Here is a 25,613-nt window from a genome sequence, read left to right as displayed (position 1 = left end):
GGCTAGCTTAGTTGAAAAACAGCCTCATAAATAGCGGTTGTAACCGATACATATCAAATATAGTGCTGCTAAGCGGCTTTATAGTGTCAATCCACTTTTCTACTTTAATCTGTTTTCGGCTTAGGCAGGCTTTGATGTAAATTTTCGGTGGCTTTTTTATTTTCATTACGCAAATCCCGGTATACGGCGGCGCGCATAATCAGCATGGCACTAACGGGTGCGGTAAGTAATACAAAAGCCGTGATCAGTAGCTCATGTACTATGGGCCTTTGCTCTAAGCCGGTAAAGTAAAGCATAGAGGCCAGCAAAAAACAGCCGGTTCCGAAGGTTATTGTTATGGAGGGGCCATGAATCCGTTGATAAAAATGCGGTAGCCGCAATAAACCGAGGGCACCAATTAAGGTGACCAGGCTGCCGGCTAACAGCAGAAACACCACAGGTATGCCAAGCCACAGAGGCAGGCTTTCAGGTAGCTGCATCATTCAATAATTTCCCCGCGCATTAGAAATTTCGCCAAGGCAATGGTCGACACAAAGCCAGTTAAGGCAATCAGCAGCGCCAGCTCAAAATACACCTGATCAGCAAAACTAATGCCTAGTACCAAAGTGAACAGCATCACAATCATCCATAAGGTATCCAATGCCAATACCCGGTCTTGTGCCGTAGGGCCGCGCAGTAGGCGTAGCGTACAAAAAATCATCGCCAGTAGCAGGCAAAACTGTGAGAAATATAAGGCGTACTGCAGCAATGTGATCATGCTTGCTCCTGTTCAAAAATCTCAATCAGCGGCCGTTCGTAGCGCTGTTTTATGGTGTCTATCCACCAGTTAGCATCATGCAAATCAAACACATGCAACGAGAGCTCATGCGAGTCACTTAGAATCTCTACCCAGACAGTACCGGGGGTGGAGTTGATCAGGCAGGATAATACCGCTAAGCCAGTGGCATCTTTTAAGTCTAAGGGTACCCGAATAAACTGTGAATTTAAGTCTTGCTGCTTTCGAAACAAGATAATCCGGCTGACGTTAAAGCACGAACGCAAGATCTCCAGTAACGACCAACTCAACAAGCGAAACAATACCCAGGGCTTACGCAGCCGAGTTTGGGTTGGCCGCAAGGGCAGGGTTAAACGGGGAATGATTAGCCCCAGCAATAAACCAAATAAAACATGGAGTGGCGCTACTGTTTGGTTTAACAGCAACCAGATAACCAGCAAAGCCAGCGTTAACAAGGGGGAAGGCAGTAAGCGCTTCATAGTGCCTCCTTGCTGATGACTTTGCGCTCTAGTACTTGCTCAATATAGCGTTCGGTTTGCTGTAAATCATCTGCCACCCGCTCTAGCAGGGTGTGAAGCGGCCCAGCCAGTACAGCCATGCTAATACAAAGCACTAATAATAGGGAAACGGGTCCTGCTTCGCTTAATTTTAAACGTGGGCTTTGGCTGCTTTGTGCTGTCCAGAAACTGCGCACGCCAAAACGCATTAATGAGATAATAGCGGTTAAACCTGCCAGCATTAACAGCAGCAAGAATAACCAACTAGCCATATCATTGCGGCTTTGTAACAGCTGATGCAGAATACTAAACTTGGCAATAAAGCCAGATAATGGCGGCAAACCTGAGATAATCAGCGCGCAAGCAGCAAAGGTTAGACCTAAAAAGGCCATGGCGGCCGGAATAGCCACCCCGGCTGATTCGTGCTTTTCTTCCTCAGGTGCAAAAAACTCCATACTCAATGCAAAGACGCTATCGGCTGGGGTATAAATGCGTTCAATCAGCTCGGTCAGTAGCACAAAGGCGGCAACCGCTAAGGTAGAGCTAATTAAATAAAACAGCATAGCGCTTAAGGTAAGGTGCTCGCCATAGCCAATAAGGGCCAACAAGGTGCCGGAGGAGATCACCGCACTATAACTGGCAATACGGCCTGAATCCTGACTGGCGAGTAAACCTACAGCACCAAAGGCCAGCGTTAGTAAGCCGCCAAGCAGTAACATCGGGTTACCAAAGTGGGCAGAAGCCCCGGCATTGTCGCCAAACCATAAATAATTTAAGCGTAGAATAATATAAACGCCTATTTTGGTTAATAACACCAGCATAGCGGTTACCGGCGGGGAGGCAGCGGAATAGGTGGTAGGTAACCAAAAACCGAGCGGCCACATGGCACTCTTGGTTAAAAACGCCACCGCCAGCATGGCGGCAGCGGTATGCAGCAGCAGCCGCGCGCTGTCATCTAGCATTGGGATTTTTGCGGCTAAGTCGGCAAAATTGAGGCTGCCGGCGGCAGCGTAAACCAAGGCAATACCCAGTAGGAAAAACACTGAAGCGAGCAAATTAACTACAATGTATTGCATGCCGGCCCTAATACGGGTGATATTGTAGCCATGCAATAACAAGCCGTATGATGCGGCTAGCATCACTTCAAAAAACACAAAGAGATTAAATAAGTCGCCGGTCAATAAGGCCCCATTAATCCCCATCAACAGCAACTGAAATAACGTATGAAAGTGCACACCCAGCCTGGCCCAGCGGCTGTAAGAGAAAATCAGCGCGCAGTTTGCCAGTAAGGCTGCCAGCAGCATAAACAAGGTAGACAGCCTGTCACCAATCAGCACTATACCAAAGGGGGCAGACCAGTTTGCAGCCAGAAAGACCAGGATGTTTTCGCCGGTGGCTGGGCCATCGGTAAGCCATAATAGCCAGCACGCCAGCGCCAGTAATAACAGGCAGCTCACTTGGTTAATCACAAATTTTAGTTTGTGATGCCGCTCATTAATCAGTACCAACAAGGCACCGGTTAATAGCGGTAACAAGATAGGTAATACCAATAGTTCGGCTAACAAAGGGTTCATTCGTCGTGGTCCCGCTCTTTACCGTCGACATGGTCGGTACCGGTTAAACCTCGAGAACCCAGTAGCACAACCAAATACAGTGCTGTGGTGGCAAAACCTATCACTATGGCTGTTAACACCAAACCTTGTGGTAGCGGATCGGCATAGCGCGTAGGATCGACGGGCACGCCGTCCAGGGTTAGCGGGGCTTTGTTAATGTGGATTTTACCGGTGATAAAGATAAACAAATTTACCGCATAAGAGAGCAACATAAAGCCGGTAATCACCTGAAAGCTACGCGGACGCAGAATAAGCCAGATACCTGATGAGAAAAGCACACCAATGGCCAGTGCCAGTATCAGTTCCATTAGCGAGTCTCCTGTTGTGCCCGATATTCATTGCTTTGCCCTGGGATCCGGTGGCTGCGCACTGCCTGGTGCGCTAAGGCAATTAAGATCAACATAGTGGTGCCTACTACCACAGCAAATACGCCCAAATCGAATAAAAAGGCACTGGGTAGATGCAGCTCACCGAAGAAAGGCAACGTAATATGGGCGGTGTGGGTGGTTAAAAACGGATAGCCAAAGGCCCAGGCCCCCATACCGGTGACGGCAGCTAGCGCCAGGCCAAAACTGATCCAACGGTGTGGCTGCATTTTTAACCGTGCTTCAACCCAGGCAGTGCCTGCCAGCATATATTGAATAATTAGCCCCACCGAGAACACCAGGCCGGCAATAAAGCCGCCACCGGGCAGATTGTGACCGCGCATAAAGAAATACACCGCCACTACACTGATGATGGGTAACAGTAAACGTAAATACACCGCAGGTACCTGTAAATAACCCGTGGTAGCCTGCTCACCGGGTAACTGATTGACAGCAGGATCGATGGGATTACGTTGCTGCGGCGGCATTTTCATACTTTCCACTGCCGGTCGAAAGCGCCGTAACAGCGCATAAACGGTAAGGGCTACAATGCTTAACACGGTAATTTCACCCAGCGTATCCAGGTTACGGAAATCGACTAGCAGCACATTCACCACATTACTGCCGCCCCCTTCAGGTAAGGATTTTTCTAGAAAGAACAAGCTGATCGTTTGGTTATCTGGTTGAATGAGAATGATATAGCTCACTAAAGCTAATATGGCACCTGCACCAATAGCAATAATGAGATCGCGCACCCGGCGCAGTTTATCGGTATTACTGGCGACCAGATTAAGCTTATCTGCACTGATCCGCGCCGGTAACCAACGTAAACCTAATAATAATAAAATGGCGGTAACCGTTTCTACCATCAGTTGGGTTAGCGCTAAATCGGGCGCTGACAGCCACATAAAGGTTAAGCTGGTGATAATACCGGTGCCACCGACCAGAATCAGCGCGGCCAAGCGATGGAATTTTGCCTGCCAGGCGGCGGTGATGGCACAGGCAGAGCCGACCAGCCAGAGCATGGCAAAGGGCCAACTGATGTTACTAAGGCTAAGGCTTGTAGATACTTGAGGTAATAGCCACCACAGGGGCACACAGGCAGCAAGGCCACAAAGCACAATAAGCAGCAATTGCGGCTGCAGACGGCGAGTGCCAAACAGCCTTTCTAGTCTGGCAGCGCCTGCGGCCAGCAAAAGCATAGTGGTTTCGTAGGCTTCTTTTCCATTCAGATGATGCAGCAGCGGTACTTTGTCACGTTGTTGTAAATTACAGCGCAGCTTTAACCAAAGATAAAACAGCACACCACCGACAAAAGCCAGCATGCTCATAATCAGCGGCAGATTAACACCATGCCAAATTGCCAGGCTGTATTCTGGCAAGGCTTCGCCCAATACCGATTGGGCGGCAGCATCTAACATCACACCAATACTGAGTTCTGGCAAGATACCGACAATTAAACAGCACAGCACCAGCAGCTCGACCGGAAAGCGCATCCAACGCGGTGGCTCGTGCGGTGTAGGGTTGTCACCGCTTTGCAGGAGGCCAAAAAATACCTGAATAAAACGCAGTGAATAGGCGACACCAAAAATGCCCATTAATACTGCTGCAGCCGACATCCACCAATTGGAGGCTGAGCCCACTAACAGCGCTTCGGCAAAAAACATTTCTTTGGATAAAAAGCCGTTTAACAGCGGCACCCCAGCCATCGCGGCGCTGGCAACAACGGCTAGCGTGGCGGTATAAGGCAATACCCGGCGCAAACCACTAAGGGTGCGCATATCGCGAGTACCGGTTTCATGATCAATAATACCCACTGCCATAAAAAGTGAGGCTTTAAAGGTGGCATGGTTTAGGGTGTGGAAAATTGCGGCGACCATTGCCAGGGGGGTACCAATACCGAGTAGACAGGTAATTAACCCCAGGTGGCTAATGGTGGAGTAGGCTAACAGCCCTTTTAAGTCATGCTGAAAAATGGCTAAAAAGGCGCCAATTAACATGGTGCAAACGCCGGCAGTGCCAATAATCCAGGTCCACTCCGGTGTGCCTGCTAATACTGGCCAAAGCCGCATTAATAAGAAGATGCCAGCTTTGACCATGGTAGCTGAGTGCAGGTAAGCGGATACCGGTGTAGGGGCTGCCATGGCATGGGGTAGCCAAAAATGAAATGGGAATTGCGCGCTTTTGGTCAGCGCACCCAGGGCAATTAATACCAGCGTAGGTAAGTACCAGGGATGAGCACGGATAATATCGCCGGCTACCAACACCTTATCCAGATCATAACTGCCAGCAATATGGCCAAGTAACAGCACGCCAGCCAGTAAACAGAGGCCACCAATAGCGGTTACCGTAAAGGCCATCCGGGCACCGCGCCGCGCATCGGGTCGGTGATGCCAATAGCCAATCAGTAAAAAAGAGGTCAGGCTGGTAAGCTCCCAAAACATCACTAATTGAATGAGGTTACCGGACAGCACCACCCCTTGCATCGCCCCCATAAAAGCCAATAGAAAGGCAAAAAAGCGCGGCACCGGATCTTTTGGCGACATATAATAGCGGGCATACAGCACTACCAATAGGCAGATCCCCTGGATCAGTACGGTAAAGAGCCAGGCCAGGCCATCCATACGAAACACCAGATTAAGATCAAAGCTGGCAAGCCAGGCTAATTCGTACCTTAATACTGTGCCTTCACTGATTACCTCATATTGCGATAGTGTTATCACTAAGCCCATTAGGGCGATCGCTGCGGCAAACCAAGCTTCGCGGTTGCGGGCGTGTGCTGGCATACAGGCCGCGGCCATGGCACCGAAAAAGGGCAGGATAATCAGTAACAGTAGCAGCATTTTTCTCCTTAAAAAACAGCTAGTTTAGCTGGGTTACAGCGCGAATAACCAAGGTACGAGTATAACGCTAATTAACAATACCAAAAAGGTAAAGGGCGTGCCGATTTTTAAAAAATCACTAAATTTATACTGACCAGGCCCTAATACCAGGGTGTTAACGGGGGAGGCGACTGGCGTCATAAAGGCCGCAGAGGCACCCAGCGCCACCATCATAGCAAAAGGATAGGGTGAGGCATTAAAGGCGCTGGCCAGCGAAATCGCGACCGGTGCCATCAATACGGCAGTAGCGGTGTTGGAGATAAATAAGCTCAGCAGAGTCGTTAGCATAAAGACCGCCGCCAGTATGGCATGATAACTGGCGTTCCCCATCAGCGCCAGCCATTGACTGACCAGTAAGTCGATGCCGCCGGTTTGTTGCAGCGCCTGTGCAAAGGGCAGCATACCAACAATCAGCAGTATACTGGGCCAGCTAATGGCTTTATAGGCACTGGCTAAATCAATACAGCGGCAAGCGCCTAACAACAAACAGGTTATCAACACAGCAACCACCGCCGGAACCAGATTGCTGACCATTAACACGACCATTAGCGCCAAACAGACCAGCGCATGTGGCGCCTTTTTTGCTGCGGGTGTCATTTCGTCCATTTCTGCCGGCACACTTAACACTAAAAAATCGCGGTTTTGCCGGTGTAACTGCTGAATATCTTGCCAAGTACCAGCAACCAAGATGGTGTCTGTGGTTTGTAGCCTTTCCTCGACCAACACTTGGTTTAAGGCTTTACCATTGCGCCGGATCCCCAGCACGTTCAGCCGGTAGCGGCTGCGAAAAGCGAGCTGCTGAATACTTTTACCCGGTAATGACGATTCCGGTGGAAAGGCCACTTCGGCTAAGCCAAGTTCGTGGGCATGCAGGCTAAAATAGGAGCTGGTGAGTGGCAAAGGCTCTAAACCCAGAATGGCCGCAGCTTGCATGACACTCATTTGAGGATCGGCTAAGTCGACTAATAAAATATCACCGCGTTGAATCACTGTTTGTCCCGTTGCCACCAGCAGTAAAGTGCGAAATTTTTGTGGCCGCTCCACCGCAACCACATTGATACCATATTCAGAGCGCAGCGCCAGCGCATTGAGTGGCTGATTAAGCAGGGGGGAATGACCAGCCACCTTCAGCCTGACTTCGCGCTCGGTCAAGCAGTAAGCTTTGGCTAAGTCTGTCAGCGTTAGGCGTTGCAGCAAAGGGCTATCATTGCTTGCTGTGGGCACTAACCAATGGCGAAGCAGCAACATATAGCCGATGCCAACTAAAAGTATCGTCAGGCCGATAGGGGTAAAACTAAAAAAATTAAAGCCCGAATGGCTGCTTTGCATCAGTTCACTGTTTACTACCATATTAGGCGGGGTGGCCACTAGCGTTAACATACCGCCAATCAGTGCCGCAAAAGCCAGTGGCATCATCAAGCGCCCGGGTGGGATCTTAAGGCGGGCGGCGACACTTAATACCACCGGGATAAAGACCGCAACCACGCCGGTAGAGCTCATTACTGAGCTAAGCAAGGCTACGCTGCTCATCAGCAACACGAGTAAGCGGATCTCACTGCTGCCCGAGGTTTTCACCAGCCAGTCGCCCAAGCGATAAACAATACCGGTACGAACCAGAGCATCGCCCACGACGAATAAGGCCGCAATCAGAATCACCGTAGGATTACTAAAACCGGCCAGGCTATCGCTGACCGATAAGATGCCTGTTAACGGGAAGAGAATGAGCAATGTCAGGGCAACCACATCCGAGCGTGGTTTATTCATTACAAAACAGATTAAAGCGCCAAGCAGTAATGCCAGTACTATCCATAATTCGTCAGACATAAGCTGAAATCCTTGGCCAGGCTATACTAAGTTACTGTTATTCAGTGTAATGCTTCCGCCAAAAAGAATACAGCCTTATGAAGGCTTGCTGTTGTTAGTCTGTTTTATGCAACTGCCATTGCAGCACCGCTTTTACCACCAAAGTGGCAATGGCCATTAAGGTCAATAGTGCCGCGGCGATAAAGGCACCGGTAGCATTATAATCTTGCTGCAATAATTCAATATGTAGCGGTAAAGTATTGGTTTGGCCGCGAATGGTACCAGATACCACCGATACGGCCCCAAATTCACCTACTGCCCTAGCATTGGTTAAAATTACGCCATATAGCAAGGCCCAGCGAATATTCGGTAGGGTAATTTGCCAGAATACCTGCCAGCCACTGGCCCCCAGTAACACGGCGGCTTCTTCTTGTTCGGTGCCCAGTGTTGACATAAGCGGGACCAGCTCTTTTACCACAAAGGGGCAGGAGACAAAGATGGTGACCAATACCAAGCCAGGCCAGGCAAACATCAATTGCACATCAGCCGCATCCAGCCAATGAGCAAAGGGACCATTGCTACCATAGAGCAGTAAGTACAGTAAACCTGCAACTACTGGCGATACCGCAAAAGGAATGTCTATCAGCGTAAGTAACAAACGGCGGCCCGGAAAGGTAAAGCGGGTGACGCACCAGGCGATTAAGGTGCCGAATATCAGGTTTATCGGTACGGTTAATCCGGCGATTAATAGGGTTAAACCAATAGCATGCAGCATATCGGCATCGCTAAGATTTTGAATAATACCACCGATGCCGGCAGAGAAAGCGGCAATAAAAATTAGCACAAGTGGTGTTAATAAAAGCAGCACGCTGAGTGAAACGCCCGTGCCGATTAACAGCCAACGCACCTTGCTTGAGGCTGAGACACTCATTTTAAGGCTCCGGTAATATGTTGATAGCGTTGCTGTAAACCATTAATTAAAAACAATAAAATCAAAGAGGCGATCAATACCACACTGGCAATAGCGGCAGCAGCGGCATAGTCGAATTCTTGTAAGCGTATGAAAATCATTAAAGAGGTCACTTCGGTTTGCCAGGGCAAATTGCCGGCAATAAAAATAACAGCGCCAAATTCGCCTAAGCTACGGGTAAAGGATAAGGCTGTACCCGTTAATAACGCCGGTTTAATTTCCGGCAGGATAACCCGGTAAAAGGTTTGAAAGGGTGTCGCTCCCAAGGTCGCTGAGGCTTCTTCATATTCTGGACCAAACTCTTCCAGTACCGGTTGTACCGTGCGTACTACAAAGGGCACACTGGTAAAGGTCATAGCCACGACGATGCCAAGCCAGGTATAAGAGACTTTAATATCCCACAAAGCAAGATATTGACCATACCAACCTTGGGTAGAAAACAAGGCCGCTAGCGTTAAACCGGCTACAGCAGTGGGCAGAGCAAAGGGTAAGTCCATTAACCCATCAAGCAATAAGCGGCCAGGGAAGCGATAGCGGGTTAAAATCCAGGCCATCAATAAGCCAAAAAACAAATTAAAAATACTGGCGACCAAGGCGGCAGAGGCGGTAACTTTATAAGATGCCACTACCCGCGGATCGCTGATAATGGCCCAGTACTCGGGTAAGGTGAGTTTAGCGGTTTCCATGACCAAGCCGGTCAATGGCAGTAAAATAACCAAACCGATAAAAAATAGACTACTGCCAAGGCTAATCCCAAAGCCTGGCAGTACACGTTTACTGCGGTTTTGCGCCATGCTTAACGACGACCCTCGGCGAGTAATTTATCCAGTTCGGCATTACTGGCAAAGTGCTCTGTATTCACTTTATCCCAGCTACCAAATTGTTCTTCTACGGTAAATAGCGCCGTGGCAGGAAACTGCTCGGTGGTTTGGGCAACCACTTCAGCATGATGTACCCGATAATAATGGCTCGCTAACACTTGTTGGGCTTGCTTACTGTATAAAAACTCCAGATAAGCCTTAGCTTGTTGCTCAGTGCCGTTACGCGTGACATTGCGATCTACCCAGGTAACTGGGAACTCGGCGAGAATATTGGTTTTTGGTACTACCCGCTCTAACTGCAAATCGGGGTATTGCTTGATGATATTGTTGACTTCTGACTCGAAGGTAATAAGTACATCACCGAGCTGACGCTCCACAAAAGAGGTGGTGGCACCGCGGCCTCCGGTATCAAATACCACGACGCGCTTTAAAAACTCGACCATCCAGCTGCGGGCGGCAGCGTCGTCAGCTAAACGCTGCTTGGCGGCACCATAGGCACCCAGGTAGGTATAACGGGCATTACCGGACGTTTTTGGATTAGGGAATACCAGGGAGACACCGTCATTGGTTAAATCACTCCAATCCTGAATATTTTTCGGATTACCTTTGCGCACCAAAAACGCCATGGTGGAATAATACGGTGAACTGTTATTGGCTAGCCGCTCGCGCCAGTTTTCTGGCAGCAAATTGCCGCGCTGATGCAGAATATCGATATCGGTGCTTTGGTTAAAGGTCACTACATCGGCTCTTAAGCCTTGAATAATGGCCTGGGCCTGACGGGAAGAGCCACCATGCGATTGATTGATGGTTAAGGTTTCGCCGGTTTTCTGCTGCCAGTGCGCGACAAATAATGGGTTAATTTCGGCAAAGAGTTCGCGCGAAATATCGTAACTGCTGTTTAGCAACTCCTTGGCTGCAAGCGAGGTGTTAATAAGGCTGCCAGCTAACATTGCCGTGACAAATAAAAGTTTACGCATAACTGATAACTCCATGAGCTTTTGATATCACCAGTTTAATATGCACTATGGTTACTACAAGCGCTTCGATAAGGCTATTTAGTTATATAGCAGACGCAGATGCTATAAGGCTTAAAAACTATGACGTTTGAACTTGGTTTCTAAAATCACCGATGAGGTGGTGCGCTCAACGCCTTCCAGATTACCGATATCATCTAGCAAATGGCTTAGTTGCTCGGTGCTTTGTGCCTGCACTATGGCAATGAGATCATATTCACCACTGATGGCATAAAGCGCGGAAATTTGTGACATCTGCCTAAGCTCGGTGTTAGTGCGCGCCGTGAGCTTTTGCTTAACTTTAATACTAACATGTGCTGATACTAAATTCGCCAGATAGCTTTCGCCTAATTCCAGGGTATAACCTTTGATTACGCCAGTATCCTGTAGTTTTTGTAGGCGGCTTTGAATGGTTGCTCTGGATAGCGACAACGCCCGGGCCAGGTCGGAAATACTGGCGCGACCATCCCGCTGTAACAGCGCTAATAGTTTTTCATCTTCCTTACTTAGCATTTTGCTCACCTTGCTTATCAATTTGAATTATTAGCTTTGTAAATTGTGCAAAATGATACTGCAATTTGACTTCTTTGGCTAATATAATGACGCTCAATTAAGTGGTTACCACTTATCTAGATTAGACGAGACTCTGTGATATGTTAATAATCCGGCCAATTACTGCAGCGGATTTTGCTGCTCTAAAACAAATTGCTATTGAATCTGGTCATGGTTTTACCTCTTTACCGGTACATGATGAAAGGTTATGGCAAAAAATTCACCATGCGGAAGCCAGTTTTGCCGCTGATATTGAGTCTCCGGGTGATCAAGGTTATTTGTTTGTGCTGGAAGACACCAGCAATGGCGAAATTGTTGGCACCACCGGTATTGAAGCAGCGGTAGGTTTACATACCCCCTTGTATCACTTTCAGCAGAATACTGTTATTCATCACAGCGCAGAGCTTAATGTGCTTAATCAGTTAAAAACCTTGACACTATGTAACGATTACACTGGCGCTTCAGAAATTTGCACCTTATTTTTGCGCGAAAGCTATCGGCGTAACCATGCTGGTCGTTTCTTGTCTAAAGTGCGGTTTTTATTTATGGCCGAACACCCGCAACGTTTTGCCGAAAAAGTGATTGCCGAGATGCGTGGCGCAACGAATGATCGTGGCGAGCCACCATTCTGGGGCTGGTTACAGCAATTGTTTTTGACCATTGAATTTCCTGAAGCGGATAAGCTTATTGGCGTTGGTAAGAAATCCTTTATTGCCGAATTAATGCCACGCCATCCAATTTATGTTGGCTTATTACCGGCGGCGGCGCAGCAAGTGATAGGGCAGGTGCATGAAAACACCAAACCTGCATTAAAAATGCTTGAGAAAGAGGGTTTTAAGCATCGCGGCTATATCGATCTATTCGATGCCGGGCCTACAGTGGAAGCGAACTTAACTGACATTCGCTCTGTCGCTTCGAGCCGTAAAGTGCCGGTAAAAATTGTTGAGGTGTTGGGCGAGAGTACTTTGGCGGTGGCGAATACGGAGTTAAAAGAATTTAGAGCCAGTTTTGGTAAACAAGCAAGCTTTGATGAAACGAGCGGCGAGTTGTTATTAAGCCCAGCGTTCGCCGCTGCTTTGCAGTTACAAGATGGCCAATTTGCCCGATTTATTAATCTGGATCAGCGTTAACCTTGCGCATTTTGATAAAATGAGTGCGTTATTCTACAGAGGATTTGCAATGCATACTGATGTTAAAGCGTTATTTGAAAATTTATGGCAGAACTATTTGTCGGTAACACCTTCGACAAAAAAAGTACACGAATTATTGGGCTCATCACAACAAGATGATGTGATTAACGATCATATCGCTTTACGCACTTTTAATTTACCGAAAGTGTCATTAGAAAAGTTAGCGGCGCACTTTTTGGCGTTAGGGTACAAAGAGTGTGGCGAATACCATTTCGAAGCGAAAAAATTGTACGCCAAACATTTTGAACATGCTGACAGTACTTTACCTAAGGTATTTATCTCTGAGCTGCTGTTAGAGCAATGCTCACCGTCGCTGAAAGCGACCATCGAATCCTTGGTTGCGCAGATCCCGGAAGAGGCGGTAACGGCGGATAATTTCTTATACTCTGGTACCCATTGGCAAGTTGATCGTGCGACCTATGAAAGCTTATTGGCAGAAAGCGAATATGCCGCCTGGGTTGCCGCCTGGGGTTACCGTGCCAACCATTTCACAGTAAGCGTAAATTATTTACAGAATTTCAGTTCGCTTGAGCAAGTTAATGAGGCGCTGAAAACTGCGGGCTTCCTACTTAACACCTCAGGTGGCGAAATTAAAGGTACGCCTGAAGTCTATTTAGAGCAATCTTCTACCCTGGCAGACATAGTACCTGTTGCCTTTAGTGATGGTGATGCGCATATTCCAAGTTGTTTTTATGAATTTGCCCGCCGCTATACCCTGCCTAATGGTGCCCTGTACACGGGTTTTGTTGCAGCTTCGGCCGACAAAATTTTCGAAAGCACCAACGCGCGCTAATTATTGTTATACTCCCAACCTTAGCCCTGTGGTTATGCCCAGGGCTTTTTTGTGGGTGTGACTAGGTGAAAACATGGCCGTGGCACACTGCAAAGAATCACTAAGGTGTTTTAGCTATGACTGAATACGAAAAAATGTTGGCAGGCCAATGGTATAACCCATTGGATGCGGAGTTACGGCAATTGCGGCTGAAAAGCCGTGAAAACTGTACTAAATACAATAGCACCGGAGCCAGCCATCATAAGCAACGTCGCCTGTTATTGGCAGAGTTGCTGGGCACAGTGGGGCAGCAATTGTTTATTGAGCCGCCATTTTTTTGTGACTATGGGAAACATATCCATGTAGGCGACAACGTTTTTTTTAATTTCAATTGTGTGTTACTAGATGTGGCTACTATTACTATTGGTAACAATGCCTTTTTTGGCCCCGCAGTGCAGTTGTATACTGTAAATCACCCGCTTGACGCAGTAACGCGACGCACTGGTATCGAGCAGGCAAATCCCATCACTATTGGTGATGATGTGTGGTTGGGTGGCGGCGTGATTGTTTGTCCTGGGGTGACTATTGGTAACAGAGCCGTGGTTGCCGCCGGGGCTGTGGTAACTCAGGATCTTGCCGCTGATGGGCTTTATGGCGGTAATCCGGCAAAGTTGATCAGGATGCTCAATAACTAAATTTTAGTGTGCTACTGCTAATCTGTTTAACTCTGGCTATAATAGTAACGCGAATAACAACGGTAGAGAAAAGCTATGAAAAAACTATTAATAATCGCAGGGTTAGTGTTTACTTCTTCTGCAATAGCACAAGACCAGATCGCAACGTCTTTGTGTTCTTTTGTGGCGCAAGATAACCGCAATCAGGTTCGTAAAGTGTTGTCTGACAATAAACTCAATATGCGCAATATCTATGCTGGTATTCGTTGTAATAATGAAAGTTTATTGCAGTTAGCCATACGTAATGATGCGCTGGATACCGGTACTTTTATCGTGAAACAGATGCCGGCAAAAGTATTAGCAGAGTCTGGCTATGATGGTTGGGCCTCTGCAAATGGTTTCGCCGACAGTCCTTTAGTCAATATTATTAAGACCCGGCTTGGCGAGTAAGTTGTAACATAACAGATTTTCAGAGCCTGACTCCTCTCAGGCTCTTGCTTTAACCACTGGTTTTCCCTCTTTCTTGCCGCTTCCCGTCTTGGCATATTTAAGCTTTAACGCGCATTGATAATAAGGCGCTGCTCGTTTCCATGCAGATCCATTTGCTTGTATTTAACGTTAATATCATGGTATTAGCCGTTAGGCTATTTTCGAGATTATAGGATTATCAATGCGTCATTACTTTGCACTCTTAGTGTTTTCCCTTGGTCTAGGCAGTATTGCTGCTGGTAGCGTCAACGCATTCGAAATGGATAAAGTGCAGGTGCCACTGGCACATCCGGCCAATGGCAGTTTAGTGTTGCTAGACGAGCAACACTTACTGGTTTCAGGTTTTAGTCAGTATGAACGTTGGCTCACTGCAGTCAATTTAACTGATTTTAGTACCACAGTATTACAACTCCCCAGTAAGGCGCAGTTCTTTGACACGGTAAAGTTGGCAGGCTTTGCCAGCCCGCAACTTATTATGCTGGCTACTGACGGTATTTACCATCACCCAAATGAGGGCACAGCAGATGCTCGCTTGCTAGTAGCGACGCCGTCTATTTTCCGGGTGGCCGATGCGGTGCGTTTGCGCCAGCGTAACCTTGGTGTCGACCTTGGCAGTGGTTTAACCGATTTGCTTATTCCAGATTTTGAGGTGACACACCTCTATCGGCAGCAAAGTGATGGCAGTTTTCAGCACTATCCTTTAGCAGTGTCTGCTCGGGTACAAACCTGGAATAATAATCGCGCTGATTATACCGGCCGCCGCCATTATGTGCTGGATGTGAATCAGGATGGTTTACTTGATTTAGTCTTTGTGCAGCAGGGGCGTTTTGATGTTTTTTTACAAGCAAAGGACGGCAGCTTTAACAGTATTGCTTCGGATCCTGGTTGGCCTATTGCCTTATCAACCGAACAAGAAGCCGATCAGCGTTCTGATGCCGGCCGAAGTTACACTGGGCAGCAAATTCGTAGCCTTGAGTCTATTCAGGATTTAGATGGTGATGGCTTACCTGATATAGTAGTGAATGTAGAACAAATAGCCGATGCGCTGGAGCGCAGTAGCCGGTTTGAGATTTATTTTGGGCAGCAAACTGAAGCAGGGCTGACTTTTACTGCAGAACCCGATACCCAAATAGTATTGGATTCGGTGCCGACTGAAGTGGTCATCGCGGATTTTAACGGTGATGGCCGCCGGGATTTCTATATTCCTACCACAAAAATTGGTGTCGGCACTATTGTTAGAGTGTTGCTGCGCGGCAGTGCCAATTTAGATGTCGATTTTTACTTACTGTCAGAGCAGCGGCGTTATGCAGCGAAAGCTGACTTTAGACAACAAGCGAAGATCGATGTCAGTATTAGTAATCTGCGGTTTGATATGCCGTTATTTGAGCTGATTGATCTGAATGGCGATGGCCGTAAATCGCTGGTGTTGGGTGAGTCTGGGCGCGAATTAAGATTCTATGGACCAGATAGAAGCCGCCTGTTCAGCAGAAATAGTGATAGGGTCGCGTTACCCTTACCACGAGATTCAAGCAGGGTTAAAGTGTTGGATCTGAATGGTGATGGTAAACAAGATTTAATCTTACCCTTCGACAGCTTAGATATCGAAGGGCAACGTAATCAGCTTATTCTATTGTATAGCCGTTAGTGTCAAGGAAACCGGTGTTACTCAATTAAGCTCAGGATGTCAGAGACTAGATCGTCCATTGCCAATAAGCCAACCAGTTGGTTATCACTGGTAACCAGCAGGCGTTTGAGCCGATGTTGACTCATCATTGCCGCTGCGTGTTTAACCGCTAACTTAGGGCTGACAGTAATAGCAGGTTTTACACAAACATCATAAACATTAATCAAATCAATATCGCCTTCTTCGGCGATAATGGTTTTAAGTACATTGGTGTAGGTAATGAGGCCATAGGCGTCATGTTCATTTTGCCTATCCACCACTAAAGATTTGATATTATGCTTCTTCATTAAGCTCAGGGCTTCACGCAAGCTACTAAAAGGTGAGATAGTGATGACCTGAGTTACCATCAAATCTTGTACTAGTTTTAAAGACATTGCTCGCTCCTAATCCTGCTCACGCAGATGTTGTTCAAACTTCATCACCTGACCCATATCTAAACCTGTGAGGTGATCAATGGGCACGGTAAAGGCAATACCTCGAGATTTACCGTCTTCAACCAGGACCTGTTGCATCTTTTTTAAAATAGGCATCGACAGATGCTTGGCAACGACCATTAACAGTACTGATTGACTACCTTCAAAGGTCATACCAAAAAAAGTTTTCTTTACTTCGCCGCCGATACCGCGACCGGACAAAATGGTAATACCGGTGGCGCCAGCCGCTTTTGCATCGTCAATAGCTTGTTGTTCCAGTTCTTCTGGCGCTATGACGACAATGGCAGAAAATTTCACGCTGCAGCACTCCTGAGTTGACTAAAATGTTCTACGGCGATGGCATACAGCATAACCGTGATAATAGGAAAAATAGAGGCAAAGGCAATTAAACCAAAGCCATCAATTAACACATTGCGCCCTTCAATCGCCGACGCCAGGCCAATACCTAAGGCTGTTACCAGCGGCACTGTAACCTCTGAGGTGGTAACACCACCGAGGTCAAACGCCAAGGCGATAATATATTTAGGGGCAAAGGCTGTCAGTATTACCACCAGCGCGTAACCGGCCATAATATAGTAGTGAATAGAGTCACCACTGATAATACGATATACACCAACCGTAATACCTATAGCCACACCTAAGGCAACAATTAGGCGAATTACTGAACCTTTTAACTTACCTTTAGCCGCTTCCTCGGCCTGATTACCAATGGCAATCAAGGCGGGTTCAGCCATGGTGGTGGCAAAGCCAATCATAAAGGCAAATAACAGGATCAGGCTGTTCATTCCCCGATTAATCAGTTGCTCGGCCATTAGCGCACCTACCGGAAAGAGCCCGAGTTTTAAACCTAGCACAAAGGCATACAGGCCAAACAAGACCATCACAAAACCAAGGGTGACTTTAAGCGGATTTGCCAGCGGCCGGCGCAAAATAAGGTATTGAAAAACGAGCACCACTAAAATCATCGGTAAGATATCTTTAACCATGGTAGCGAGATCGATAATCGCCTTTAATAACCAGTGGATAGTACTCGGGCCGGCTTCGGATATCACTAGGGTTGCTGCCGTACTAAATTGGTATACCCAAATACCATAGAGTTGCACACTGATCATCGGCACCATGACGGCAAGCGCGACTAGGCCAAAACCGTCGGTTAGCGGGTTACGGCCTTTAATTGAACTCGCTAAACCTAAACCCAGGGCAGCAATTAGCGGAACGGTAACAATGTTAGTGGTAACACCACCTGAATCGTAAGCCAGGCCGACTATCTCTTCTGGGGCAAAAAACGTGACCAGTAATACGGTAATATAGCCACCAATCATTAACCAATGGATTGGCCAGCCTAAAATAATACGAACCACTCCCAGAGCCATCACCAGGCCAACGGAGGTGGCGACAATAAGTCTAAGGGTTAGACCATCAACCCGACCATCACTGATTAGCTGTGCTTGCTCTGCTACGGCAATCAGCGCCGGTTCGGCAATCACCGCAGCAAAACCAATCGCAAAACCGAAAAACATTAACAGCGGTAAGGAGCCGCGGCGGGCAAACTGGTTTGCCAGATTTTTCCCCACCGGAAAGATACTTAATTCTAAACCTAATAAAAAGAGTGCAATGCCAATTGCGACGACAAACAAACCAATGGCGATGCTGATGGGATTGGAGGGAACACTTTGAAAGATAATAAGCTGAAAGAACAACACAACCAGCACAATAGGCAGCAGGTTTTTTAGCGCATGTAGTAGCTGATGTAAAAATGGCTGCAGCACCTGGGGTCCTTTTACTGGTAAAGTTTGATAAGCTAACTGCTGTTAGTCTAAAGCAAAAAGCACAAAATGAAATACTAAATTTTGGCGGAAAGTTGATTTAGGTCAGCGCTTTTAACATTACAGAACAGGATATAACTGGTTGCCATGCTGCCTTCACAGCAGCATGGCAATCTTTCTTTTTACTGCATTGGCTCGAAGTAAAAGGGTTGGCGTTTGCGTTCACGCAGACCAATTTCGTGCATGCTAGCGGCATCAAATAATCGGCCATTGACCATGGTATAGATAACTTGATCGGTGATCCGGATATTATCCAGTGGATTGCCATCAATAACGATTAAATCAGCGAGTTTGCCCGGTTCAATACTGCCCAGCTGATGATCCATACCGAAGGTTTTCGCCGGATTTAACGTGGCGGTACGCAGCGCTTCCAGCGGCGTCATGCCACCCTGGGCAAACATCCAAATCTCCCAGTGTGCCCCTAAGCCTTCCCGTTGCCCATGGGCACCAATATTGGCTATTACGCCAACCTGTTTTAGTTCATCGGCTGTTTTTACTACATTAAAGTGGTTGTAATGATGCTCAGGAGCAGTTGGCCGGCGCATGCTGCGTGGTGCTAGCTGATCCATGGGCACGTAACGGCTTAAGCGCGGATGTTTCCAAACCTCGGTTTTATCATACCAATAGTTTTCTCCCCAAATGCCACCATAAGCCACATTTAAAGTTGGTGTGTAAGCTGTGCCACTGGCTTGCCACAGTTGCTTAATATCATCATAGACTTTAGCCGCGGGCAGGGCGTGTTCAATGGTGGTATGGCCATCGACAATCATCGTCAGATTGTGCTGCATTAGCGAGCCACCTTCGGGCACCACCATCATATTGAGTTCGCGGGCGGCCTGGATCACTTGCTGGCGTTGATTGCGTCTTGGCTGGTTATAGCTTTTTACACTAAAGGCGCCAGCTTTTTGCAAACGGCTAAGGTGAAATTTCGCATCTTCCAGGCTATCAATATGCGAGGTATAACCTGCACCCTCGGCCCCGTATAAAATAGTGCCGGTAGAAAATATCCGCGGTCCGACAATTTGCCCGCTGCGCTGCAGCTCGCTGGCGCTAAAGATCTCCCAGGTATCGTTAGAAGGATCATGGATGCTGGTTACACCAAAGGTTAAACCGGCATAGTTTTGCCAATTTTGTTGTGGGGTAATTTGTTGCACGCCCTGACTGCCATGGGCATGTGCATCAAATAACCCCGGCATTAGCGTTTTACCAGTGATATCAAAAACTCTGGCGTTAGCAGGGATGCTGATTTCTGCCTGAGTGCCCACCGCCTTAATTTTATTGTTTTCCACCAGGACTACGGCGTTTTGCAACACTTCATCGCCTTTCATGGTGATTACCTGACCACCAACAAAGGCCACAAGACCCCGCGGATAGTCGACCGGTGCTTTAAAACCCAAGTGAATACTCTCATGCGCGGCAGCTACGTCGTCGGCACTCTTGGCGCTAAAAAGCCCGCTAGTGCTGGCTTGATAGAGCTCCGGCCCCAGGCTCCAATAAAGCATATTACTGTCGGCATGCCAGCTAATATATTCGCCTGCACGCACGGACAACTGTTTTACCGGCAGCTGCTTATCATTGGCACCAATATCTATCGGTCTGCCGCGCTCGATAAACGGCGTGACAAAGATTTTGAAGCGATCAGCAAACGCCAGGTATTTGCCGTCGGGAGAGAGTTTAAATTCGGTACCAAACTTAGCCGTATACAGGGTTTGCTGGGTATGCTTGGTCATATCAATGCTAATCAGGCGCGGGCTGGTACCAAAATCCATCGCATAGACTTTGTCATTTGTTGCGCCAAACATCGGCGCGCGGCCGTTGCGGGCAATTAGCTCGGCAGGGCCGCCACGGCTACTGACCTTGTAAAGACCGGTATTTAATGACCATTGCTTGGGTAGCAAGCTACCGGCACCAATTTTGCGGTACACCACCGTTTTGCCATCAGGGCTAAAAGTCGGCTCTATATATTTACCGGGATCTGAAGTGAGTTTGGTGACTCTGTTGTTGCGTAAATTTAGAATGTTTACTGCTCCCTGGGTCTGATCATTCCAAGTCACATAAACCAGTTCACGACCGTCGCGGGAGAACTGTGGATAAAATTCAAAGTCAGTATTTTGGCGGGTTAGACGCCGTGGTTTAGGATCTTTTAGATCGCTAATATAGAGATGTCCTAAGGCAGTAAAAACGGCTTGTTTACCATCGGGTGATACTTGCACAAAGCGCAGCATTTTTACATCAAGCTGTTCTTGATCTAAATCTTGTTGCACCCTCAGCGCTGTTTGAATTTGCTTGCTGGCGTTCACCCTGAAAGGGATAGTACTCACCTGTTTATTGGCAATAGTCAGGCGCTTGATCTCGCCACCGGCCCAAAACACTAAACTGCTATTGTCTGGTGTCCAGCTTAAGGTAGGGTAGACGCCATGAATGGCCCAGGTTTCTTGCATATCTCTATCTAAACCGTCATAGAGCTTAATATGTTCGCCACTGGTTAAGTCGTATAAAAATAAGGTACTTTGAAAATCGACCCGGCGAATATAGGCCAGGTACTTGCCGTCAGGTGAGGGAGTAGGGCGTATCGCACCACCAGCACCGGCTAAAATTACGTCTATATCACCGGTTGAACGTTCAAAGCGCTTAATGGTATAGATGCCGGCTTCCGAGTCTTTACTGTAATGGAAGGTTTTACCTGGGGTATCGTCTTGTGAAAAGTAAATAAAATTGCCGTCAGGTGAAAAAGCGGGTTCACCTAAATCTTTTTGATCATTCGGGCGTTCAGTCAGCATCACACCGGTGCCGCCGCTTATATGATACTGCCAGACTTCACCGGCGCCCAAAGAGCGACTGGCGGTAAAATGCTTACGGGCGACAATAAATTGTCCGTCTGGGCTCCAGGCCGGGCTATTGAGTAACCGAAAAGTTTCTTTAGTGACAGCGCGGGAATTTTGACCATCTGCATCCATTATCCAGATATTGTCGCCGCCATCCCGGTCAGAGGTAAAAGCGATATATTTGCCGTCTGGACTGAATACTGGCTGCATATTCCAGGCGATATCTGCGGTTAGAGCAGTGGCCGCGCCACCTGTAATGGGCATCGTATAAATATCGCCGAGTAGGTCAAAGACGACAGTTTTGCCATCGGGGCTGACGTTCACATTCATCCAACTACCTTGCTGGACCTGTATATCAACGCTGCTAAATTCACCCAAAGGTGCGTTGACCTGCCAGGTGGACGCTGGCTCGTTGGCGAATAGACTTAGGCTGCTAAGGGCTAAAGTCAGTAAACTGGGTTTAAGAAGGCGCATCTGATAACCTATTGTTGTTATAAGTTTTAGGGTGGTTTACCTGACGAGTTTGCTTGGATTAACGTCAGCGTTAGGCTCGCTAAATAAGCGGCGGTGCTGCAAGATCTTAGCGGATAATTCAGGTAATTCTGCTACAGACTGGCATAAACTAAGGCTAAAGTTAAGCGAGAACATCATTTTATGCGGCAAAAAACGCTTTATAACGGTTCAATACAAGCAAAAAAATAGCACCCTAAGGTGCTATTTTACAAAGCGAGTTAATAGAGCTAAGACTTAGCCGCCGGCACGAGCAATTAAAGACTCAATTACCGGTGAATCAGCGAAACCATTACTTCTGGCCCATTCAACATCACCTGATGCAGCTACAACACTACCAGGTAACTGTTTAATAATAAAATCAGCAGTGTCGTTAGCACCATTTTTTATAGCGTAACGCACTAAGGGTAAACCATCGCATACGATGCTGCCGTATACGTTGCTTAAACGTAAGCGATTATCTGATAAGGTTTTACGCAGGTTATTTCTGCTATCAGCAGCAACATAAGCACAAATCGATTGTGCTAGCTGATCGTTTGCGGCAACTGGAGTGCTGATAAAAGCAGTGGATGCAATAACAGCGGCAAGGGTAATAACGTTAAATTTCATTGTCGGCTCCGGCTTGTACATTTACGATCAGGATAAGTATAGGCAATTCGTTTTCAGAAAGGCAAATTTCGCGCAGAACCCAAATACTCGCTCAGATAACTTATCTAAGCGTGGTGGCCCGGCTATCATGGGGGTATACCCGTTAGATCCGAAGCTTTGCGTGTACATCCTTTCGGATGACTTGCCCTTCAATGCGCGCATTCTATGTAATGATTAATTTATGCGCAAGGTAAAATACACAAAAATTACGATAGAATACCCTAACACTGCGATAAGCTTTGTTATTGGTGTGATCTAATCCAAATTTCCTATAGCGTGCTTAGCGGCTAATGGTAACGTATTGATGCCTCGTTAGATCCCGGCTTCGGCTAATAAGCTTGCAAATTGCGTTAACGCCGTTATTCCCTCAATGTCTGTGGCTTGTAGTGGCAGCTTAAAACGTTTGAGCTGGCTGAAGTCTTGCTCAATCTGTGCCAGGTGGCTTTTTTCTTGTGTCCTGCGCTGTGCCAGAAAGTCGCCGTCGGCTGTCTCAGGTAGAATACGATTAACCACCAAGCCTGCTAACGGCAGTTTTTCTGCCATTAAAGCCGTGACGGCGCGACCAGTCTCTAAAATGGGTAATTTCTCGGGGGTCAGTACAAAAAGTAACGCTGTTCTTTGGCTATCGAGTAGTAATTCCCGGGTGCGCGTTAATAAGCGCTGACGGGCTAACAAGGTTTCGGTAAGAGCTTTATTTCGTTCATCCATACCAGCAGTGGCATGCTCGGCAGGATCGATAAGGGGGTTATTGATATCCCGGCCCGCTTTTGGTGTTAAATGGCCGAGCACTTCCCCGAGTTTTTCAGAGCGCTTATTGGCGTTAAGTAATCCCTGAGTCCAGGCCGCCATCGCCTCAGGTAAACTAAGCAAACGTAAAGTATGGCCAGTTGGGGCCGTATCAAAAATGACCAAATCATATTCGGCCAGGCCTAATTCAATGGTGTTGGCGATACGCTCCAACATAGCGGCCTCTTGCGCGCCTGGTGATTGGCGCGTTAAACGCATTTGCCGTTCAATTTCAGTAAACATTTCGGGACGGGTATAGCGTTTTAACTGCGCTGTTACTCTGGCCAGATGCTGTTCTACTTCCTGATCGGGATCAAGCTCCAATGCATCAAGATTGGGCGCGAGTCGGGTTACCTTATCACCAATTTTTTCACGGCCAAAAGCGTCAGCCAGACTATGTGCCGGATCGGTAGACACCAACAAGACTTTTTTGTCGCGTTGGGTAGCGAGTACGGCAAGGGCAGAGGACACGGTAGTTTTACCTACACCGCCTTTACCGCCAATCAGTAACACCCTTTTGTCAGTTAACAGCATTTGAAATTATCCAAAGGCGAGTGCTCCATTCCCATACGTTTGTGCCAATCATGAAAACGCTCCATTAATAACGGTTGCAGTTCTAATGTGTAGTAGCTGGCAGGATTGGGTACGCCCATCATTTCTGAAAAGATTAATAACATAAAGAGGTCATCCTGCTCCCGTTGCGCTCGGGCAATTGCCGAGCGATAGGGAGCATTATAGACCTCTTCAACATAAAAATTGGCCTGGCGAAACCAGGCCTTTATCGCATCAAGCTTCATGCTTTACTACTAGCAGTTTTATTAGCTTTAATTTGTTTGGTTAAGGTCGAACCTGATTCCAGAATAACCAGAATGGCGGCAACCAGGATAATGATATCCAGTGTAAACAGGAACCAATCACCTTTGTCGTAGAAGCTCTTCAGCTGGATCAATAAACCTAAGGTCGTCATCGTTAATAAGAAAATTAACGGCGCGAGGGTATACCACATAGGGCGCCCCAACTTAACCAGCATTACGGTTATCACCAATAGGGTTAAGCCTGCCAGTAGCTGGTTAGTGGTGCCGAATAATGGCCAAATCATCATACCACCAGAACCGTCACCACCAGCACCGAAGGCTAATAATAAACAAGAGCCCACTGCCAGTAAGGTTGCAGGCGCCGCTTTTTGCATCCAGCCAACATTATAAATACTGCCCCATTCCTGGAAGATATAACGCTGTAGCCGTAAACCGGTGTCCATAGTAGTACCGGCAAATAATACTACCATTACTGTTAGTAGCGTTTGTGCTAGCACTGCATCTAAGCCAATACCATCTTGCAGAATATTGGCACCACCACGAATAAAGGCGCCTACGCCACCTTGGCCAAAGCTGTGATAAATAGCTTGCCAGTCGGCGAGGGTAGCGAAACCTGCGGTAGCGGCAATGATAGCGGCTAAAGCTAATGAGCCTTCACCGATAGCACCAAAATAACCCACAAAGCGCACATCGGGCTCTTTATCAAGTTGTTTTGAGGTAGTACCGCTTGCTACCAAGCCGTGGAAACCAGAGATAGCACCACAAGCAATAGTCACAAACAGTAGCGGAATAAGTGAGGGGGTGCCTTCAGGAACATCGGTATTAAAGGCTGGTGCTACGATATCCGGGCTGGCGAAGATAACTGCTGCGTATAGTAGGCCCAGACCGATAAACAACTGGATACCATTTATATAATCGCGTGGTTGTAATAGCGCCCATACTGGCAATAACGAGGCGATAGCAGCATAAACAAATAACAGGATGATCCAGCCTTGACGATCAGATAATCCCATCACGCTTTCTGGTAAAGATAGCGGGAACATGGGGCCTGCATAAATCATCGCGTAAAGTGCTACTACGCCAATAATGGTTACCATGAGTAAACCTATCAGCTTACGATAAATCAGCTGCCCGATGATCAATGCCACAATGATGGCACCCCACACTGGTACAGTGGCACTTGGGAAGCTAATCAGTTGGTTGGCAATTACCACGGCAAATACCGCGTTAACCATCAGCAACACTAAGAAGATCACAATCATAAAGATACTGCGGGCGCGGTTGCCTACAATATCACCGGTTAAGGCACCGATAGATTTCGCTTTGTTGCGACTACTGGCCCAGATCGCGCCGGCATCATGCACACCGGCAAAAAAGATAGTACCAAATACCACCCATAAAAAGGCCGGTACCCAACCCCAGATAACGGCTATTGCTGGGCCGATAATAGGCGCGGCACCCGCGACCGAGGTAAAGTGGTGACCCCACAAGATATATTTATTGGTGGGTACGTAGTCAACGCCATCCTGCATTTCATGAGCAGGGGTGCGGAAGTTTGGATCGACTTTAAAGATTTTTTCACAAATGAACTTAGAGTACACGAAGTACCCGAGCGCCATGGCGCCCAGGCCCATCAACATCAGCAAAATAGCATTCATGCTACTACCTC

General features: G+C 47.5%; 24 protein-coding genes, 1 pseudogene and 1 riboswitch. Of the genes and pseudogenes, 5 read left to right on the top strand and 20 right to left on the bottom strand.

What is annotated here, in order from left to right:
• Positions 1–104 precede the first annotated feature (104 nt).
• The 11 genes from mnhG to IE163_RS11255 all read right to left on the bottom strand — a co-directional run bounded on the left by mnhG (position 105) and on the right by IE163_RS11255 (position 11,252).
• Positions 105–482 (bottom strand): monovalent cation/H(+) antiporter subunit G, encoded by a 378-nt coding sequence (mnhG, locus tag IE163_RS11305; RefSeq protein WP_229833538.1) that lies wholly within the window; start codon positions 480–482, stop codon positions 105–107.
• Positions 479–757 carry a K+/H+ antiporter subunit F gene (locus IE163_RS11300; RefSeq protein ID WP_189433084.1) on the bottom strand — a complete coding sequence of 93 codons (279 nt, stop codon included), beginning with the start codon at positions 755–757 and terminating at the stop codon, positions 479–481. Before IE163_RS11300 ends, mnhG begins: the two co-directional genes overlap by 4 nt.
• The gene (locus IE163_RS11295) at positions 754–1,254 is read right to left on the bottom strand and encodes a Na+/H+ antiporter subunit E (RefSeq protein ID WP_189433083.1); all 501 of its coding nucleotides are present in this window, start codon (positions 1,252–1,254) and stop codon (positions 754–756) included. The genes IE163_RS11300 and IE163_RS11295 overlap by 4 nt, the downstream gene beginning before the upstream one ends.
• Positions 1,251–2,846 carry a monovalent cation/H+ antiporter subunit D gene (locus tag IE163_RS11290; protein WP_189433082.1) on the bottom strand — a complete coding sequence of 532 codons (1,596 nt, stop codon included), beginning with the start codon at positions 2,844–2,846 and terminating at the stop codon, positions 1,251–1,253. The genes IE163_RS11295 and IE163_RS11290 overlap by 4 nt, the downstream gene beginning before the upstream one ends.
• Positions 2,843–3,193 carry a Na+/H+ antiporter subunit C gene (locus IE163_RS11285; RefSeq protein WP_189433081.1) on the bottom strand — a complete coding sequence of 117 codons (351 nt, stop codon included), beginning with the start codon at positions 3,191–3,193 and terminating at the stop codon, positions 2,843–2,845. The genes IE163_RS11290 and IE163_RS11285 overlap by 4 nt, the downstream gene beginning before the upstream one ends.
• Positions 3,193–6,093 (bottom strand): monovalent cation/H+ antiporter subunit A, encoded by a 2,901-nt coding sequence (locus tag IE163_RS11280; protein ID WP_189433080.1) that lies wholly within the window; start codon positions 6,091–6,093, stop codon positions 3,193–3,195. The genes IE163_RS11285 and IE163_RS11280 overlap by 1 nt, the downstream gene beginning before the upstream one ends.
• A 33-nt stretch (positions 6,094–6,126) precedes the next feature.
• Positions 6,127–7,956: an SLC13 family permease gene (locus IE163_RS11275; protein ID WP_189433079.1), complete on the bottom strand. Its 1,830-nt coding sequence runs from the start codon at positions 7,954–7,956 to the stop codon at positions 6,127–6,129.
• A gap of 94 nt (positions 7,957–8,050) precedes the next feature.
• Positions 8,051–8,866: a sulfate/thiosulfate ABC transporter permease CysW gene (gene cysW, locus IE163_RS11270; RefSeq protein WP_189433078.1), complete on the bottom strand. Its 816-nt coding sequence runs from the start codon at positions 8,864–8,866 to the stop codon at positions 8,051–8,053.
• Positions 8,863–9,699 (bottom strand): sulfate/thiosulfate ABC transporter permease CysT, encoded by an 837-nt coding sequence (gene cysT / locus IE163_RS11265; protein ID WP_189433077.1) that lies wholly within the window; start codon positions 9,697–9,699, stop codon positions 8,863–8,865. Before cysT ends, cysW begins: the two co-directional genes overlap by 4 nt.
• A gap of 2 nt (positions 9,700–9,701) precedes the next feature.
• Positions 9,702–10,703, bottom strand: a complete 1,002-nt coding sequence (cysP, locus tag IE163_RS11260; RefSeq protein ID WP_373297892.1) for a thiosulfate ABC transporter substrate-binding protein CysP — start codon at positions 10,701–10,703, stop codon at positions 9,702–9,704.
• 111 nt (positions 10,704–10,814) lie between these two features.
• Positions 10,815–11,252: an Lrp/AsnC family transcriptional regulator gene (locus tag IE163_RS11255; protein ID WP_189433075.1), complete on the bottom strand. Its 438-nt coding sequence runs from the start codon at positions 11,250–11,252 to the stop codon at positions 10,815–10,817.
• A 140-nt stretch (positions 11,253–11,392) separates the two neighbouring features.
• Between IE163_RS11255 and astA the strand changes: the two genes are divergently transcribed.
• The 5 genes from astA (at position 11,393) to IE163_RS11230 (ending at position 16,061) form a co-directional block, all read left to right on the top strand.
• Positions 11,393–12,421 carry an arginine N-succinyltransferase gene (gene astA, locus IE163_RS11250; RefSeq protein WP_189433074.1) on the top strand — a complete coding sequence of 343 codons (1,029 nt, stop codon included), beginning with the start codon at positions 11,393–11,395 and terminating at the stop codon, positions 12,419–12,421.
• A 49-nt stretch (positions 12,422–12,470) separates the two neighbouring features.
• Entirely contained in the window at positions 12,471–13,274 is an 804-nt protein-coding gene (locus IE163_RS11245) for a DUF1338 domain-containing protein (protein ID WP_189433073.1), read from the top strand.
• A 116-nt stretch (positions 13,275–13,390) separates the two neighbouring features.
• Positions 13,391–13,948, top strand: a complete 558-nt coding sequence (locus IE163_RS11240) for a sugar O-acetyltransferase (RefSeq protein ID WP_189433072.1) — start codon at positions 13,391–13,393, stop codon at positions 13,946–13,948.
• A 75-nt stretch (positions 13,949–14,023) separates the two neighbouring features.
• The gene (locus IE163_RS11235) at positions 14,024–14,377 is read left to right on the top strand and encodes a DUF3718 domain-containing protein (protein ID WP_189433071.1); all 354 of its coding nucleotides are present in this window, start codon (positions 14,024–14,026) and stop codon (positions 14,375–14,377) included.
• Between the two features lie 220 nt (positions 14,378–14,597).
• Positions 14,598–16,061 (top strand): FG-GAP repeat domain-containing protein, encoded by a 1,464-nt coding sequence (locus tag IE163_RS11230; protein ID WP_189433070.1) that lies wholly within the window; start codon positions 14,598–14,600, stop codon positions 16,059–16,061.
• Positions 16,062–16,078: 17 nt separating this feature from the next.
• On the opposite strand, the gene IE163_RS11225 is transcribed toward IE163_RS11230, so the two are convergent.
• The 9 genes and pseudogenes from IE163_RS11225 to IE163_RS11190 form a co-directional block, all read right to left on the bottom strand.
• Complete coding sequence (locus tag IE163_RS11225; RefSeq protein ID WP_189433069.1) at positions 16,079–16,474, bottom strand: CBS domain-containing protein; 396 nt, start codon at positions 16,472–16,474, stop codon at positions 16,079–16,081.
• A 9-nt stretch (positions 16,475–16,483) separates the two neighbouring features.
• A complete protein-coding gene (locus IE163_RS11220) occupies positions 16,484–16,831 on the bottom strand; it encodes a P-II family nitrogen regulator (RefSeq protein WP_189433068.1) in 348 nt (115 codons plus the stop codon).
• Positions 16,828–17,520, bottom strand: coding sequence for a DUF1538 domain-containing protein (locus tag IE163_RS17840; protein WP_229833552.1), 693 nt, complete (start codon positions 17,518–17,520; stop codon positions 16,828–16,830). Before IE163_RS17840 ends, IE163_RS11220 begins: the two co-directional genes overlap by 4 nt.
• A gap of 111 nt (positions 17,521–17,631) precedes the next feature.
• Positions 17,632–18,237: pseudogene (locus tag IE163_RS17835) on the bottom strand (DUF1538 domain-containing protein); the annotation flags it as partial.
• A 245-nt stretch (positions 18,238–18,482) separates the two neighbouring features.
• Positions 18,483–21,659: an amidohydrolase family protein gene (locus IE163_RS11210; RefSeq protein WP_189433066.1), complete on the bottom strand. Its 3,177-nt coding sequence runs from the start codon at positions 21,657–21,659 to the stop codon at positions 18,483–18,485.
• Between the two features lie 273 nt (positions 21,660–21,932).
• Entirely contained in the window at positions 21,933–22,304 is a 372-nt protein-coding gene (locus IE163_RS11205; protein ID WP_189433065.1) for a DUF3718 domain-containing protein, read from the bottom strand.
• Between the two features lie 109 nt (positions 22,305–22,413).
• Positions 22,414–22,500, bottom strand: a riboswitch (cyclic di-GMP riboswitch).
• Between the two features lie 155 nt (positions 22,501–22,655).
• Positions 22,656–23,663: an ArsA family ATPase gene (locus IE163_RS11200; protein ID WP_189433064.1), complete on the bottom strand. Its 1,008-nt coding sequence runs from the start codon at positions 23,661–23,663 to the stop codon at positions 22,656–22,658.
• The gene (locus IE163_RS11195; RefSeq protein WP_189433063.1) at positions 23,654–23,926 is read right to left on the bottom strand and encodes a cory-CC-star protein; all 273 of its coding nucleotides are present in this window, start codon (positions 23,924–23,926) and stop codon (positions 23,654–23,656) included. Before IE163_RS11195 ends, IE163_RS11200 begins: the two co-directional genes overlap by 10 nt.
• Positions 23,923–25,602: a carbon starvation CstA family protein gene (locus IE163_RS11190; RefSeq protein WP_189433062.1), complete on the bottom strand. Its 1,680-nt coding sequence runs from the start codon at positions 25,600–25,602 to the stop codon at positions 23,923–23,925. Before IE163_RS11190 ends, IE163_RS11195 begins: the two co-directional genes overlap by 4 nt.
• Positions 25,603–25,613 lie beyond the last annotated feature (11 nt).

Source organism: Alishewanella longhuensis (assembly GCF_014653435.1).
Taxonomy (GTDB): Bacteria; Pseudomonadota; Gammaproteobacteria; order Enterobacterales; family Alteromonadaceae; genus Alishewanella; species Alishewanella longhuensis.
The sequence above is the reverse complement of the archived record's forward strand: the minus strand, read 5'-3'. Positions and strand labels throughout refer to the sequence as shown.

Coding starts and splice junctions, on each gene's coding strand:
- mnhG (WP_229833538.1), bottom strand. CDS start 482: ATGATGCAGCTACCTGAAAGCCTGCCTCTGTGGCTTGGCATACCTGTG.
- IE163_RS11300 (WP_189433084.1), bottom strand. CDS start 757: ATGATCACATTGCTGCAGTACGCCTTATATTTCTCACAGTTTTGCCTG.
- IE163_RS11295 (WP_189433083.1), bottom strand. CDS start 1,254: ATGAAGCGCTTACTGCCTTCCCCCTTGTTAACGCTGGCTTTGCTGGTT.
- IE163_RS11290 (WP_189433082.1), bottom strand. CDS start 2,846: ATGAACCCTTTGTTAGCCGAACTATTGGTATTACCTATCTTGTTACCG.
- IE163_RS11285 (WP_189433081.1), bottom strand. CDS start 3,193: ATGGAACTGATACTGGCACTGGCCATTGGTGTGCTTTTCTCATCAGGT.
- IE163_RS11280 (WP_189433080.1), bottom strand. CDS start 6,093: ATGCTGCTACTGTTACTGATTATCCTGCCCTTTTTCGGTGCCATGGCC.
- IE163_RS11275 (WP_189433079.1), bottom strand. CDS start 7,956: ATGTCTGACGAATTATGGATAGTACTGGCATTACTGCTTGGCGCTTTA.
- cysW (WP_189433078.1), bottom strand. CDS start 8,866: ATGAGTGTCTCAGCCTCAAGCAAGGTGCGTTGGCTGTTAATCGGCACG.
- cysT (WP_189433077.1), bottom strand. CDS start 9,699: ATGGCGCAAAACCGCAGTAAACGTGTACTGCCAGGCTTTGGGATTAGC.
- cysP (WP_373297892.1), bottom strand. CDS start 10,703: ATGCGTAAACTTTTATTTGTCACGGCAATGTTAGCTGGCAGCCTTATT.
- IE163_RS11255 (WP_189433075.1), bottom strand. CDS start 11,252: ATGCTAAGTAAGGAAGATGAAAAACTATTAGCGCTGTTACAGCGGGAT.
- astA (WP_189433074.1), top strand. CDS start 11,393: ATGTTAATAATCCGGCCAATTACTGCAGCGGATTTTGCTGCTCTAAAA.
- IE163_RS11245 (WP_189433073.1), top strand. CDS start 12,471: ATGCATACTGATGTTAAAGCGTTATTTGAAAATTTATGGCAGAACTAT.
- IE163_RS11240 (WP_189433072.1), top strand. CDS start 13,391: ATGACTGAATACGAAAAAATGTTGGCAGGCCAATGGTATAACCCATTG.
- IE163_RS11235 (WP_189433071.1), top strand. CDS start 14,024: ATGAAAAAACTATTAATAATCGCAGGGTTAGTGTTTACTTCTTCTGCA.
- IE163_RS11230 (WP_189433070.1), top strand. CDS start 14,598: ATGCGTCATTACTTTGCACTCTTAGTGTTTTCCCTTGGTCTAGGCAGT.
- IE163_RS11225 (WP_189433069.1), bottom strand. CDS start 16,474: ATGTCTTTAAAACTAGTACAAGATTTGATGGTAACTCAGGTCATCACT.
- IE163_RS17840 (WP_229833552.1), bottom strand. CDS start 17,520: ATGGTTAAAGATATCTTACCGATGATTTTAGTGGTGCTCGTTTTTCAA.
- IE163_RS11210 (WP_189433066.1), bottom strand. CDS start 21,659: ATGCGCCTTCTTAAACCCAGTTTACTGACTTTAGCCCTTAGCAGCCTA.
- IE163_RS11205 (WP_189433065.1), bottom strand. CDS start 22,304: ATGAAATTTAACGTTATTACCCTTGCCGCTGTTATTGCATCCACTGCT.
- IE163_RS11200 (WP_189433064.1), bottom strand. CDS start 23,663: ATGCTGTTAACTGACAAAAGGGTGTTACTGATTGGCGGTAAAGGCGGT.
- IE163_RS11195 (WP_189433063.1), bottom strand. CDS start 23,926: ATGAAGCTTGATGCGATAAAGGCCTGGTTTCGCCAGGCCAATTTTTAT.
- IE163_RS11190 (WP_189433062.1), bottom strand. CDS start 25,602: ATGAATGCTATTTTGCTGATGTTGATGGGCCTGGGCGCCATGGCGCTC.